Source organism: Xanthocytophaga agilis (assembly GCF_030068605.1).
In the GTDB taxonomy this organism is placed as follows: Bacteria; Bacteroidota; Bacteroidia; order Cytophagales; family 172606-1; genus Xanthocytophaga; species Xanthocytophaga agilis.
Genome location: NZ_JASJOU010000015.1, coordinates 157,790 through 172,971 on the forward strand (window position 1 = coordinate 157,790; position 15,182 = coordinate 172,971).

A 15,182-nucleotide genomic window follows, 5' to 3' on the forward strand; every position below is an offset into this window, starting at 1 on the left:
CATCTCTTTTTCAGTTCTGATTTTTTCTGGTCGTATTGATCTCATTTTTTGTCACTCTGCTATTTTAGCCACTTTACTATTTTAGCCACTCTGCTATGCTGACTTGCTTTATGTACTTTGATTGTCTTACAGTGAAAAAAGTTTATATAGTTGTTGACTTATGATGAATTCAACTCCGTTTTATGGTACTCTTTTAAAACATGTGATCAAATAAAATGGATGATTTTCGGTCACTTCTGTAATATGGGTTAATCCATACTTTCCAAACTCCTTTTGAACTGAAGTTTCGTCATAGAAAAAGATTTTAACTCCACCAAACTGTTCATAACGATCTTTACTCAGATACGTACCCTGACCATATGAATGCGCTTTCTTAGATATTGCTGTAAAGACCATATACCCACTGTCAGATAATTGCTTGTAGCAATCCTTAATAAATTTAGTTCTTTCATTTTCGTCTAGAAGATGAATTAAAGCATGGCTAAAAATACCTTCATAACGATCACTGTCAAAAGGCATATCGGTTACAGAACCATGGTAAATTTTCATGGTTGAGCCAAAATGCTTTTCAGCCAGCTCGATTGCTGTTTTTGAGATCTCGATACCTGTAACCTCCATTGTTTTGATCAGAAAGGCCTGTGCGTTTCGGCCATATCCTATTCCGGGGATGAGTACCTTTTTCACTCCTTTGTCAACAAACATCTCGGCTGTCAACAAAGCTGAGTGAGTAGGATCAAAGCCCCACATTTCCTGCTTGTCTTTAAATGCCTCTTCCCAAAATTCTCTCATTCTATTCTCTATTTTGCTTTGAAGAAATGCCCTGATATAGTAAGATAAACTCTGATATGGCAAGATCTATTAATGAACTGATCTCCATTTTAAAAGAAGTGACTCTGTTTTTTTTTGATTCGAAAACAACTTTATTGACAAAAATGAGTTTTGGAAAGTTGTGTCCAGGTATTTTAATTCAACTTCTTTTTAGCTCATGGATTGATTCTAAAAGTTATCAGAAACCGTTTTCATTAGTGATGGACGGAACTGTAGTGTAATGAGTTGCTTCCTTATTTTTTTCAGGGCCTTTTATCAATATATAAATAAACAAAGCACTCATAAATCCCACACCAATCCACATCGCTTGTTGCCAGCCGCTTACAAAAGACTCACGGGCAATACGAATAACAATTTCAGCCTTTGTTCCTGTACTCGGAGCAACTGCCTGTGCATGTGCCAGTCCTTCTTTTACTCTAGTAATCAATTCCTTTGGAAACCCAGACAGCTTTTCACCAATGGCTACCCTGTATTGCGCACTTACCAATGGTCCCAAAAGGGCTACCCCTAAAGCTGTTCCCAATTCTCGTGTAATATCATTTAAAGCAGAGGCCACGCCTTGCCGATCCGCCGGCAATGAAGAAGTAATGGCTTCTGTAGATGGTGTCATCGAAAACCCCATTCCTAAGCCCATTACAAGCATACCTGGCAGAATGGATACATAACCGCCTTCGACAGAAACCAACTGCCCCATTAATAGCGCACCTATTGCTCCCAACGCGATTCCAAAAGCAATTGTATATCGGCTACCCACTTTTAGTACCAATTTGGGGGCTAAAGCTGAGCTAAGCATCATTAACACAGCCATAGGCATCATCCCTATTGTGGATCGTAAGCCTGACCAACCCAGTACACCTTGAAAGAAAGGAAACAACACGATGAATATGCCTGCCTGTACACCAAAAACAGTTAACAAGGTGATAGAGCCACCTGACAAATTACGTTTACCAAACAAACGTACATCCAATAGTGCACCCTGATAACCAAGTTCCCAAATGATAAATCCAATGACAGCGAGGATTCCAATAAAAAGACTTGAAAGTACCAAAGGGGCAGTCCAGCCAAGCCCTGGTGCTTCATGTAAACCATATACCAGAAACGCAATAGCTATAACAGATAATAGCGAACCCACAATGTCAAATCTATGCTCCGATTTTTCTATTGAATCAGGTATAAAACGTATTGTCATGATAATGGATATCACCCCCAATACAACAGGCAGTAAAAACAGCCACCTCCAGCTTGCAACATCGACCAGCAGGGCAGACAGGTACATACCCAAAATTCCACCGCCACCAGCCACGCCGGTCCAGATACCTATTGCTTTGGAGCGTTCTTCGCTGGGAAAAGTTGAGGTAATTACAGCTAATGTTATAGGCATAATCAAGGCAGCTCCAATACCTGTCATTAAACGAGCTAGTAACATAATAGCAACATTTGTGGCTATTGCTGACAACATACTGGCAGCTCCGAATATAACAAGCCCCATTAGTAACATCTTCTTCCTTCCCAAACGGTCGCCAACCGCGCTCAATGGCAATAGTAATGCTGCCAGTGTAAGAGCATATATATTGATGATCCAAAGTACAGTGCTCTGGGAGATGTCAAATTCTAAAGCAAGCATAGGTTGTGCAACGTTTAGTCCGCTCACAGAAGCAATAACAGCCATTAACGCTATACACACTGAAATGAGTATTTTTTTTAAATTAACAGGAGTTGTTTGACTGAGAAGCACCTGCTGCTTACTTTCTATTATTGTATGGTTTATTGTAGGTTTCATTGTTATCCTGATTTTTTATTTTAAAGCTTACTTCTTAAAGCGTTTATGATGAATCAATCTTCTTTTTAAGTTCATTTTAAACTATTTAGTTCAATAAAAAATGAACCAATAAGGCAAAAAAATCATTTTTTATCTTCCCATTTTTTAATTGCAATCATCAACTCTTTGTAAATAAAATCTAAAAATTCAGTAACCTGTTTCAGGTCATGGTTAAATGTCTGCGTTTTGGGGTCTCTAACTTCCAATATTTCCTTTAATATGCTGTTGAGTTCATCAAACTTTTCAAAATTGTCTTTAGTCATACTCGTCCAGTTATTCATCTTACAACGGAAATACCTCTTCTTATCACCTAATTTGGTAATATATTCAACATGATTTGTCATCATCAGTCTGTTCAAAGCTGTACTTGTTCCACCTTTGCTAAGGTGCAAGGTCTCCATAATTTCTTCAAAGGTTAATTCAACTTTATCTGCCACTAAAAAAAGCCCCCACACTCGGCATTCTGCTGGAGGTAGTCCATATTTTTCATTCAGGACGCCAAACCGCTCAATTAACTCTTTTTGTTTTTCGGTTAAAACCATAGTTTTAGTTACTCTTCTTAAGTATGATGTAAAAGTAACAGGGTTTTTACAGTTCAGCAAATAATGAACTAACTTTTTTTATTTTTTGTGTAAAATCAAATTCACTTCACACAAATAACAAGTTGTAAGTTCCTAACAAACCTAAAAGAGGTTGGCAAGCCAACCTCTTTTTTCATCAGACAGATACATTTTACCAGGCGATTTCACCCGTCTGGGGATTTGTTTCTTCACTGAAAAATTTACCTGTCGGTCCATCCTGGTCAATCAATGCATATTTAATAATTCTGTTGGCGGCAATATCTACTTCACCGCCATTGAAGAATGTAAAATCAGTCTTTGTCAGTCCTGGACAAACCGCATTTACTTTAAAATTTGTATTACGCAACTCATATGCTAACTGTACCGTGTACATATTCAATGCCGCTTTGGATATGGCATAAACGCCGTATTTGGCATAATTATAGGCAGGCCATTGTGGATCACTTTGTAAGGATAGAGATCCTACACTGGTACTCACATTAACGATTCTTGGTTGTGAAGCATTCCGTAATAAATCTATAAACGTCTGTGTGACACTTGCTACCCCGATTACATTGGTTGTAAGTGCATCCAGATATTGACTGGTTGTGGCCTCAAGAACAGTATATGGACTACTTCCTCCATTGATACCCGCATTATTAATGAGAATGTCAAGTACCTGTGTTTTTATACCCATTTCTTTTCGTGCATTCCGGATGGATGTATCATCGGTGACATCTAATTGTATTGCCTGAGCATGGATTAATCCTTCTTCATGCAATTTCTTTACAGCTTCTAAACCATTTTCTAATTTTCGGCTGCCGATAAATACAGAAAAACCTTTCTGTAAAAATTGTCTGGCTGTTTCAAAGCCAATACCCTTGTTAGCGCCTGTGATTAATACTGTTTTCATATTTTATAATTGTTACGTTTTCCATGCAAAATTGAGGGATTCAACTGCCTAATTTTTTACCAAATGGTAAAAAGTAAATTACCGGATGTTTTTTCGTATTCTGCTTAAGGATTGTTGTGTTATTCCCAAGTAGGAGGCAATATAGGAGAGAGGAACACGATTGATAATTGAGGGATAATTTTCCAGGAACTCTAAATATCTTGTAGTAGCGTCTTGCGATATGACAGGACCTTTCCTGGATTTTTGGTACATACATAGTTGTACCATCTTACCTTTAATGTTATCCCATCCAACTATAGTATGAGAGAGTTCCTCCCAATCTCTTTTGGAAAAGACAATGAGACTGCAATCTGTAACAGCTTGAAGATACTCAGCAGAAGAAGTATTTGCCTCAAAGTTAACATAGTCACAGACTAAGCTGTTTTCACTAATAAAACAACGTGTAATTTCTTCACCCTTGTTATTATAGTAACAACCCCGAATAACACCATCAAAAATAAATCCAACCTGTTTCGGAATTTTTCCAGCTTCCGAAAAATAGTTATCTTTATCTATTTTTAGTGTTTTTCCTTTATTTTCGATAAGTTCAATTTGTTGCTTGTTAAGGCTTCCAAATTTGAGAATATATTGAATCAGCTCTTCCATGAAAACAGATTGAAATACTATTGTTCTCCTTTACTATTGTTTTCTTATATGATTATACATCCAGTTCATGTTTAGGGATAGGTATGTGTTATAACTTGATGGTGGTCATACAACTTTAATTTTTTATTTAGTTCACTCCCTTCCACTTATTGAATGATAGTTATTGAATGATAACACTCATACCTCCATCAGCCATTACGATAGATCCTACCATGAAACTAGCCCTGTCAGAAGCTAAAAATGCAACGACTTCTGCGATTTCTTCAGGTTGGGCAGCTCTTTTAATTGGAGCACGCTTACCATGATCAGCTAAAAATTTGCGTCCATCGGGATTATGCTCATTGATAAGATTTGTGATAACATCTCCCACACCGACAGCGTTTACTCTAATATTATGTTCGATACTTTCTACAGCCATCGTTCTGGTCAGTTGAGCCAATGCCCCTTTGGAACTTGCATATGCGGCTATTGTTGGGAAAGTATAAAAGCAAGCATAAGATCCGATGTTGACAATAGACCCTGTTTTGTTAGATATCATCACTTTAAGTGCTTCCCGCGAGTGAAGAAATGCACCCGTTGTGTTGGTATTCATCACCATATTCCACTCTTCCAATGTAGTATCCACTGTAAGCTTGTTAATAATACGCCCTGCATTATTGATCAGAATGTCCAACTGACCAAATTTTTCTATTGCAAATGCTACTACATTGATCGCTGTCTCCTCAAGAGTTACATCCCCAACAAAAGGCACTATATTTTCATAATCCTTTCCGAGATCTTTAACATCATCGTTGTAATCTTCAGCTATAACTTTTGCACCCATCTGATGGAACAAAATAGCAATTGCTTTACCAATGCCACTGGCTGCACCCGTAACGATAACTACTTTGTCTTTAAATTCTAAGTTTCTATTTTCCATACGTTTGTTGTTTAAAATTTCTCAATACGAAATTGAGTCATTAAACACAGATGTTATTTATCAAATGGTAAAAAATAAGTGATGCAAAATACCTTATGCAAAATACCTTTGATCATCCCGCTGTTGAAATCAAGGAAGCTATTAATAAAACTAGCATCATCTTTAGCTTACACCATAAGCCAGAGACTGGTCCTAAAGCTTGTCCTCCACTCTAATCTAAGACTTGGTAAATCACGATGTATTCTTTCACCACTTTTGGGAAAAATCCTATTTTTCGTGCTTGATTCGTTGCTGCAAGTCCCAACGGATAAGACTATGCACTAATGAATTTCGAGCGGTATTGGCTTAGAGAACTGCTTTGTGGTAGACTCAGTTGTAGAAGACAATAATATAGTATTTTCCCACTACTACTTGCCCTTCTTTTGTAGACTTGTCTAGGATAGATGGTATAATAAAAAGAAAACAAAAGGGGTAGAACTAAATAATTATAAAGGCAAAAATTATAAAGGTAAAAGTAAGGCACTTATGGGTAACTCTAAACAGTTACCCATAAGTACATCAGTAACATAGACATAGACCAGCAATGTTATGGAATAGCAATAAGTTCAGATACTTAAAACGCATTACCCTTATCCTATTCCTAAAACTTTTATACTGTGATCTAATTCTATGGAGAGATTCGATAGTTTATTGAATAATGGTACTCATACCTCCATCAGCCATTACGATAGATCCCACCATGAAGCTGGCTCGATCGGAGGCAAGAAAAGAGACAATTTCGGCAATTTCCATTGGATCAGCGGCCCGTTTAATCGGAGCAAGCTTACCATGCTCAGCTAAGAATTCGCGTCCATCCTCTCTTAGTTCATTAATCAGGTTAGTAACCACATCACCCACACCAATTGCGTTAACACGAATACCATGCTCTATGTTTTCCACAGCAGCTGTTCTGGTTAGTTGAGCCAATGCCCCTTTTGATGCAGTATAAGCAGATATTGTTGGGAATACGAAAAAACTAGCATACGAAGCGATATTAACAATTGCGCCTGTTTTGTTCGGGATCATTGCTTTTAAAGCTTCCTTTGTATGAAGGAAAGCACCCGTCACATTCGTGTCCATGATCAACTGCCACTCTTCAAGGGTGGTTTCTGTAACTAGTTTGTTAACAATACGTCCAGCATTATTTACTAGAATGTCAAGCTTACCGAATCTCTCCAGAGCAAGTTGAACTACCTTTTTTGCACTCTGCTCTTGTGTTACATCAGCCTGAAGAGGAACAATACCTGTGTATTCTTCTGCAAGTTTGTGGACATCTGCCTTATAATCCTCAGCGATCACTTTTACACCACGTGAGTGAAGCAAAACGGCAGTAGCTTTGCCGATTCCATTTGCAGCGCCTGTGACAATTGCCACTTTACCCTCAAGCTCATTTGTTACAAAGTTGTTTTTCATGGTTTGTTAACATTTAGGTTAAAGAACTTTATTTAACTATTAATTCATTTATTTATGAACTGAAAAAACCATTTTTCAAATATAGTTAGTTTTATTGGTTCATAAAATTATGAACAAGATATATTTTAAGGATACTCAGAAAAAAGACTTATTTTCCTCACTTTTATAAACCAACCTTTTAATAATTAACTACTTACATACAGCCCTTTGACAGTCTGAACCAATGTGAAAATTTTTTCTATGCAGATGAAAGCCTAAAGAGGACCGTCTTTAAATCCATGAAAGAAATCTAACCTGACTGTCAACTATTCTGATCCATTAACTGTGCGAATGAAAAAGTATTTAACCGTTGCAGAATACTTTTTAAATGTAAAATAGGTTAAATCAATTCAATGAAGCATTTATTTTTCGAACTACTTATTCTTCTCAGAAGCAACAACGGAGATCTCAACCGATGCGCCCATCACCAGTTCTTTGACAGCAATGCAGGTCCGAGCAGGGAACGGAGCATGAAAGTATTGCTGATAGACCTTATTAAATTCCTCATATTGCTTTATATCTGTTAGATATACCGTCGTACTTACTACCTGTTCAAGAGTAAGGCCTGCCTCTTTAAGTACAGACTCTACATTTTCAATACTTTGACGGACTTCCAATGAAAAGTTACTATTGGGTAATTCTTTTTTGTGAGAAAGGCCAATCTGTCCGGAAACAAAAACCAGTCCATTCTGAACAACATAGGAACTAAAAGCTGGTTTGGTACGGTTTGACACCTGCGCGAAAGAAGGATAAAAAACAAAGGTAGTAAAAACCAGTAGTATTACTTTAATTACTGTAATCATAGTAGAAGCTTGTAAAAACAGATATTAGATATTTTAATCAGATTAGGGACTCTGGTTAAATGTCAGACCAGAAATAAGTTCAGACCAGAAATAAGTTCAGATCAGAAATAGGTTAAGAGTCAGGAGTAGCATTGGGTATTGATACTGAGAACGAACTGAAAAGCGTAAACAGCTTTTATGCAAAATCAGGAAATAGTGTTCTGTGCTTGCAATAACACTACAATCCATGTTTACTGAGCAGGTAACAAAGCGAGGCCATGGCTGCGGTTCCAAGTTGAAGCTCACGACGATTAATCTTGTCAAACGTATCAGCAGCCGTGTGGTGAATATCAAAAAAACGCTGATCATCACAATCAAGACTGATTAGTGCCTTGGCAATTCCTTTCAGAGGTGCAATGTCTATTCCCCGCTGGTTTGGCCTGATCCGCTCAACCTGATAGGGTTTAAACAACATATCCCACATACAGATACGTTCCGCTACTTCATCTGAGGCATCAATCCGGAAGCCTTTAGGTGTGAAACCACCTGCATCTGATTCAATGGCTGCCAGTTGCTTTTCCGGGCTCAGCTTTGCCAACTCTGCGTATTTGACTCCTCCACTGGCACCATTTTCTTCATTGACATAGAGTACGGCGCGAACAGTCCTTTCCGGGTGCAAGCCTTTCATAATTCGCATTACTTCAATTGTTTGAACAATCCCGGTTCCATCATCGCTGGCACCTTCTGCCAGATCCCAGGAGTCAATGTGTGCGCCAACTGTTAGTATTTCCGTTGGATAGCTTCTGCCATTGATCTGGCCAATCACATTAAAGGATTGAATATCGGGCAGCTGCTGACAGTTCATTTCCAGTTCAACCAGCAGGTTGGGTGTAGTCTGTAAGGCCTGGCTCAGTTTGTCGGCACTATTAGTACTGAGAGCAGCGGCAGGAATTTTTTTTATTTTTTCCTCATAACTTACTGCTCCTGTATGCGGCAAGTCATCTTTTGCCAATGTGAGCGAGCGGACTAATGTGCCAACGGCTCCACGTTTTGCTGCGGCAATGGCTCCCTTACTGCGTTGATCAACAGCTTCAAGGTACGAATCAAACACTTCCACATGAGATGGATTCATGGGCCGGTTAAAAAAGACAATCTTACCCTTAATCTGCTGTTCCGAAAGTGCAGCCAGTTCCGCCCAGGACTTGATTTCAACCACCCTGGCCCTCAGTTTTCCATGAGTAGCTACCGAACCACCCAAAGCGCAAACATCAAGACGGATGGCCTTACCTTCAGTTGTTATCAGACGGGCCTTCTCTTTTACTCCTCTTACCCAGTGTGGCACTGTCACTGCCTGTAAATAGACACTGTCCAGCCCCAGTTGTTCCAGAAGCGATTTTATCCATACTACCGCCTGGGCTTCCTGGTTAGATCCACTCAATCGCCCCCCAATTTTGTGGGTTAAGTAGCGCAGGTTATCATAACTCTGATGGGTGGTTAAAGCGCTTTCATATATTTTTTGAATAACAGTGGAATCCTCTACTCGAGCATTCTGCTGGGCCAGAGTAAGCTTACGCTGAGCCAGGGCTGTGTTTGTAATGATATCTACTAAAGTAAAAGCAGCCAATAACAGTATTCTAAAAGGGTTTTTAGTATAAAGACACATGAGGATAAATGCTTTTATTTTGGAATCATAGTATAAAAGAGGTCCTATAAAAGGCATAGAAGGCATAAATGGCACTGTTGCAACTCCATTCTAACATAAGCTGAAAGGTCATTGACCAGTACCCAATGTGCTGTAGGTGATAGGAATCCAAACGAATTGGGAACCTTCCGTTCTTAAATGACCGATTCCCGGATAAGAAATATGTGCTACAGCCACCAGGTAACCTTGTCTGGCCGCCTCATCGTAAGCTCTTTTACGTTGAAGCGCGGCCTTTTTAGGGTCTACATCAAAAGCAATGGTTACCGAGGGATTGGCAAATTGAATAGCGGCTGCATGCATGATATCCCCCCAAAAAACCAGTTTCTGCCCTTTGCTCTCTAAGACATAGAAAGTGTGGCCAGGAGTGTGCCCGGGAGAAGCAACTGGGGTAATGCCGGGAAACAATTCAGCCCCATAGCCAAAGGTCTTTACTTTACCCGCTTTCAGGTATGGACCTACTTTGACTTCCGCTTCATGAAACCATTTTTGCAGACGTTCGGGCGCTTTGGCTTTACTTTCTTCACCCAACCAGAAATCCACTTCCGGCTGGCTAATGTAAAGGGTGGCATTGGGGAAGACCATTCTATTTTCTTCCATTAATCCTCCGGTATGGTCTGTATGAATATGGGTAACGAGTATAGCGTCGATTTGTTCCGGCGTGTACCCACTCCTTTTAATACTTTCCGATAAATGCCCCAGAGTGGGTCCGTAGAGTTCGGCCGTACCTGCATCAACCAGAATCAGTTTACCATTAAGTTTGATCAGGTAGGCATTCACAGAGGCTTCAATCGGATTTGTCTCATAATTATGTTTGAGTAACAGATCAATTTCACCTGGCTGAGTATTGGTTAAAACCTTATGCAGGTCTAAGGGAACAGTCCCATCGGAAAGCGCGATGACTTCAACATCTCCGATTTGTAGCCGATAATACCCTGGTTGGGCTAGTGTTACCGGGTTTGAACGTTGGGCGAGTACATCCAGGTCGCTGCTTAAATACAGAAAGGCCGTGCAACTTATTTTGAATAGAGATCTGACAAAAGTTTTCATGGGATTAAGGATCAGAAGATTTTAAAATCTGCTCAGAAAGTAATTTATTTCCTTTCAGAGCAATGGGTTATTTTAATCGAATAGTGATGCAATCGAATAGTGATGCAAACGTATAGCAAAGCTTACATTGATACAATTACGTACTTACTTATCATATAGGGATAAAATTAGCCCTATATGATAAGTAAGTACATTCTTATAGCTAAATTTGCGCTGACTAAATTAATCTGTATGCAAGAGCGGAAAATACCCAAAGACCTCACCTGTGGCATGTCTATGATCATGGATATTATTGGTGGTAAATGGAAACCCTGCCTGATCTTTAATATCAGTCAGGGCTATCGAAGACCCAGCCAATTGCAACGTCTCAATCCAAAAGCAACCCGACGGGTTCTCAACCAGCAACTCAAAGAGCTTGAAGAGCACGGTGTCCTTCGGCGGGTAGTATATGCTGAACTACCGTTAAAGGTAGAGTATTTCCTAACCGAGATTGGAGAGTCTTTAATGCCAGTAATCCGGACGATGGATAACTGGGGATCGCAGTATTTAAAGGATCCCTATCATCTGCCTATGGTAAGAGAAATGGCTTCTTAATATGGTTAATTTTACTTAATTTAGTTCTCCTAAGCGAAGCAGTTAAGCGAAGTAGTAAAAATGTAAATATGTAATAACCCAGCTTTGCCTGTCATCTCTCAAAGAAGACAAATAGGTAGTTTGTCTCATTGCAGGGTATTATGAAGTAGATAGTCCCCATTGAGTTGTATTATTAGGAAAAGGCTGACTTTTTCCTGCATCTCTACCTGTAGGCTCACTGCTCAACCTGGTCATAATCTTTACTTTTCTAGCGGGAATGTTGGCGGTCCTATTTTGGGCCATTATCTGGCAAAACAGAGAAAGAAAAAACAAAATTTACAGCGATTACCATCATGTTTGGATTCAGAACATCATCTGTTAATGGATTGTTTATAATGTTTCTGTTTATGGGTTTAGTAAAGTTTTTAGAATTCAGTTTAGTTTGCCTATGGCCACCTCCGATAAAGTAGCAAACCAACTAAACGGATTTGAACTGACCTGGCTTTATTTTGGATATTCCTATTCACTTGCCCTGACGATTGGCCTGATTCAACTAATAGGCGCTATCGTTGTACTTTACAAAAGAAGCAGTTTATTAGGGCTATTTTTCCTGTTGCCAACCATTATTATTATTACACTCAGCATTTTATAAATTTAAATCTGCTTTTGACAAGACTGTTATTGAAGGCCTATACTAGCCTGAATGTCAAACGCATGGATACATTGGTAGGACTCTGCTAGGTGGATAGTACCTCTTTTACTATAATTCATTTAATTTTGGTTATTTTAAAAGATCCATAATGGCTTATTATAAAGATGTGATTGATCAGAGTTCTCAAAAAGAATTCGATACACCACCTGTTTTAGATTACCAGCTCAGAAAACATTTTTTTTCATTACCTCCGTGGGCAGAAAATATAGTATCGGGGTTAAGCTCATCAGTCAATAAAGTTGGATTTATCCTCCAGTTAGGCTATTTTAAAGCAACTGGCCGCTTTTTTAAACCTATTACTTTTCGCAAAGGAGATATTAGTTTTATTACTCAACGTATCTTACAGGTAGGATCAGTCCAAATAAGAGACTATGCGGATGCTACCCGAAGGCGTCATCAGGAAGAGATTTTACGTCAGTGTCATGTTTTGCCTTTTACAGGAGAGGCTCGCCTGCTTTGTGAACAGGAGGCTCTGCAACTAGTCAGCCACTTACAAAAGCGACAACTAGTGTTTGCTGCCTTGGCTTCCTTTATCCGGGAACACCGCATTCAACTTCCTTCTTATACCACATTCGCTATTATCATTAATCAGGCATATAGCATCTTACGCAATAATCTTTTAACAGTAGTAGATCAACAATTAACGCCACAACTCAGGAAAAGTCTGGATGAATTACTAGAAAAACAAGCTGATTTACAACAAGAAACAACGAAAACGAGTCCTTACCGGTTAACCCGATTAAAAAATAATCCGGAACTAATTAGACAAAAAGCCGTTCGGGAAAACGTAGTCCATTTTCTCTATCTCAAAAAGCTTTACCTGGAGATTTTACCTATCCTTAATCTGCTTACGATTGGAGATAATTTAGTAGAAGAGTATGCCCGCTATGTTAAAAGAAGCCATAGCTATCAAGTCAAAGAATGGAATGATAGATATCTGCTTTTAATCTGCTTTGTCAAATCGGAGTATTTTCATCTTACCGATCTTCTCACCGAGACGTTTCGGACTTTGGTAGAGCAGAATATCAATCAATGTGAAAAAGCCTATAAAGAAGAACGACTTCTAACCCATGAAAGAAGCCTGACTCAACTAGATACTATCCTGGCCAGTTACCTGAGCACAGGAAAAAGTATTCAACTCTTACAGGATATTTTATTCAATTTTACCCTGACCGAAACGGAGAAACTAGCTCATTTTTCTCATATTTTACAAAACCCGGAAACAAGCTCTTTTCTTGCATCGCTCCCTCAGGTCCTAGAGCTTTATCAGCAGACCAAAGGCCAAATCAAAAATGAAGATTATTATCAGCATATCACTCAGGGATCACAACGTCTGCAGCTAAAAGTTTCTGACCTTGTCAGACACTTACAGTGGGAAGCAGCTCAGTCAGAAACCCATTTACTGGAGGCGGTTGAATTCTTTCAGAAAAGCAATGGACAAATCACGCCAAAAGCCCCAACCGGGTTTCTTAAATCATCCGAGCGGAAAGCAGTGATTGATCAGGAAGGGAAAATAAAAGTAAGCCTATACAAATCACTCTTATTTCGCCATCTGCATCGAGCACTTAGGGCCGGATTCATAACCCTTCCTCACTCTCATCTTCATAAATCAATTAACAATTACTTGATTCCCTTTCAGGAGTGGCAATCAAATAAGCAAACCCTTCTGCAGCGGGCAAATCTAAGAACAATGGAGTGTTGGTCTACTGTAAAACAGGATTTGCAAACTCAACTAGCGGCTCAGTATGAACATACCTTTTCCCGTATCAGCAATGGAGAGAATCTATGGGTTGTCAAACGAAAGGATGACACCTTACGTTTCCGTATTCCTACTCAAAAGCAGGAAAAAGAGGAAGTAGATCTATATCCCAAAGATCGGTTAATCTCTATTTACGAAGCGCTTGTCACCATTAATCGAAGCTGTCACTTCTTAAAAGATTTTCGCTCCTACAAGCCTGATTCTGAGAAGTCTACTTTAAATGAACGTTTGGTGATGGCTGCTATCATTGCCTATGGCTGCAATCTTTCTTTAAGTAGAATTGCAAAATCTTCCAAAGACATTAACCAGAGTAGTCTGGAAACCATGGTGAATACCTATTTTTTTAAGGAAAATCTGGTCAAAGCCAATGATCATGTCAGTGCATTAATCGAAAAGCTTGGCATCAGTCGCTTGTTTAGAAAGCAGTCCGATAAAGTGCATACTTCTAGTGATGGACAAAAATACAGTGTGGCGCTGGATTCTATTCATGCCAATTATTCGTATAAATACTTTGGAAAAGAGAAAGGAGTAACGATCTATAGCTTTATTAATGAAAGTCATAACATATTTTCATCAACTGTATTTTCTGCAAAAAATAAAGAGGCATGGTATATTTTTGATGGATTAATGCACAATGAGGTGGTACAATCCGATTTCCATTCTACCGATACCGATGGGGCAACTACTCCAATCTTTGCTCTTTCGTATTTGTTAGGAATCCTGTTTCAACCCCGTATAAAAGGTTTTAGCAAACTCAATTTTTATGGGCTGGAATCTCTATCTGTTGAGGATCACAGACAGTACCTGATTAAAGAAGGGATGGATATTAATCTGTCACTGATTGAGAAACAATGGGATGAAATCTTACGACTGGCTGTGAGTATAAAACTAAAATACACTAAACCTTCACAGGTATTGAAAAGACTGACCTCCTCTGCCTTACAAAATCCTTTGTACAGTGCCTTAAACGAGTTAGGAAAGGTAATTCGTAGCCTATACCTGCTTGAGTATATGGATGATGAAAACCTTCGTCAGCGAGTAGATGGGCAATTAAATAAAATTGAAAGCATACATGCCCTGGCTAGTGCGGTTAGTTATGGGACTAATGGTATTCTCCCACATGCCAGTTTACAGGACTTACAAATAGCCGACCAATGTAAACGCTTAGTGATGAATGTAGTGATCTGTTGGAACTACCTGTATCTGACCAAACAGTTAATCAAAGCATCTTCACAAGAACGCAAGCAACTGGAAGAGGCTATCGGTCATAGTTCAACCGTTGCCTGGAAGCACTTCAATTTTCAGGGTGAATTTAATTTTATAGAGACTATGCCACGAGAAGCCTTCGAAGAAGAACTCAGAAATTTACTAAGTTACAAGCCAGAATAAGAGCTTAAATACAAAATTCCCCTCGTAAGTAGTTGTGTGATAG

13 protein-coding genes are annotated in these 15,182 nt (G+C 39.1%); 3 read left to right on the plus strand and 10 right to left on the minus strand.

Going from position 1 to position 15,182, the window contains the following annotated elements; all coding sequences use genetic code 11:
* Positions 1–180: 180 nt before the first annotated feature.
* The 10 genes from QNI22_RS31620 to QNI22_RS31665 all read right to left on the minus strand — a co-directional run bounded on the left by QNI22_RS31620 (position 181) and on the right by QNI22_RS31665 (position 10,706).
* A complete protein-coding gene (locus QNI22_RS31620) occupies positions 181–789 on the minus strand; it encodes a class I SAM-dependent methyltransferase (protein ID WP_314004573.1) in 609 nt (202 codons plus the stop codon).
* 217 nt (positions 790–1,006) lie between these two features.
* Positions 1,007–2,608: an MFS transporter gene (locus tag QNI22_RS31625; protein ID WP_314033708.1), complete on the minus strand. Its 1,602-nt coding sequence runs from the start codon at positions 2,606–2,608 to the stop codon at positions 1,007–1,009.
* A gap of 122 nt (positions 2,609–2,730) precedes the next feature.
* Positions 2,731–3,189: a GbsR/MarR family transcriptional regulator gene (locus QNI22_RS31630; RefSeq protein ID WP_314004570.1), complete on the minus strand. Its 459-nt coding sequence runs from the start codon at positions 3,187–3,189 to the stop codon at positions 2,731–2,733.
* 190 nt (positions 3,190–3,379) lie between these two features.
* Positions 3,380–4,120, minus strand: coding sequence for an SDR family NAD(P)-dependent oxidoreductase (locus tag QNI22_RS31635; protein WP_314004568.1), 741 nt, complete (start codon positions 4,118–4,120; stop codon positions 3,380–3,382).
* A 78-nt stretch (positions 4,121–4,198) separates the two neighbouring features.
* Positions 4,199–4,765, minus strand: a complete 567-nt coding sequence (locus QNI22_RS31640; RefSeq protein ID WP_314004566.1) for a Crp/Fnr family transcriptional regulator — start codon at positions 4,763–4,765, stop codon at positions 4,199–4,201.
* 160 nt (positions 4,766–4,925) lie between these two features.
* Positions 4,926–5,684 (minus strand): SDR family NAD(P)-dependent oxidoreductase, encoded by a 759-nt coding sequence (locus QNI22_RS31645; protein ID WP_314004564.1) that lies wholly within the window; start codon positions 5,682–5,684, stop codon positions 4,926–4,928.
* Positions 5,685–6,371: 687 nt separating this feature from the next.
* Entirely contained in the window at positions 6,372–7,136 is a 765-nt protein-coding gene (locus tag QNI22_RS31650) for an SDR family NAD(P)-dependent oxidoreductase (RefSeq protein ID WP_314033711.1), read from the minus strand.
* A gap of 413 nt (positions 7,137–7,549) precedes the next feature.
* Entirely contained in the window at positions 7,550–7,978 is a 429-nt protein-coding gene (locus QNI22_RS31655; RefSeq protein ID WP_314004560.1) for a RidA family protein, read from the minus strand.
* Between the two features lie 217 nt (positions 7,979–8,195).
* On the minus strand, positions 8,196–9,620 hold the full coding sequence (locus QNI22_RS31660) for a M28 family peptidase (RefSeq protein ID WP_314004558.1): 1,425 nt from the start codon (positions 9,618–9,620) through the stop codon (positions 8,196–8,198).
* Positions 9,621–9,728: 108 nt separating this feature from the next.
* The gene (locus QNI22_RS31665; protein WP_314004557.1) at positions 9,729–10,706 is read right to left on the minus strand and encodes an MBL fold metallo-hydrolase; all 978 of its coding nucleotides are present in this window, start codon (positions 10,704–10,706) and stop codon (positions 9,729–9,731) included.
* A 231-nt stretch (positions 10,707–10,937) separates the two neighbouring features.
* On the opposite strand from QNI22_RS31665, the gene QNI22_RS31670 reads away from it, so the two are divergent.
* The 3 genes from QNI22_RS31670 (at position 10,938) to QNI22_RS31680 (ending at position 15,139) form a co-directional block, all read left to right on the plus strand.
* Entirely contained in the window at positions 10,938–11,300 is a 363-nt protein-coding gene (locus QNI22_RS31670; RefSeq protein WP_314004556.1) for a winged helix-turn-helix transcriptional regulator, read from the plus strand.
* Between the two features lie 427 nt (positions 11,301–11,727).
* On the plus strand, positions 11,728–11,931 hold the full coding sequence (locus QNI22_RS31675; protein ID WP_314517193.1) for a hypothetical protein: 204 nt from the start codon (positions 11,728–11,730) through the stop codon (positions 11,929–11,931).
* A 148-nt stretch (positions 11,932–12,079) separates the two neighbouring features.
* Positions 12,080–15,139 (plus strand): Tn3 family transposase, encoded by a 3,060-nt coding sequence (locus QNI22_RS31680; RefSeq protein ID WP_314517195.1) that lies wholly within the window; start codon positions 12,080–12,082, stop codon positions 15,137–15,139.
* Positions 15,140–15,182 lie beyond the last annotated feature (43 nt).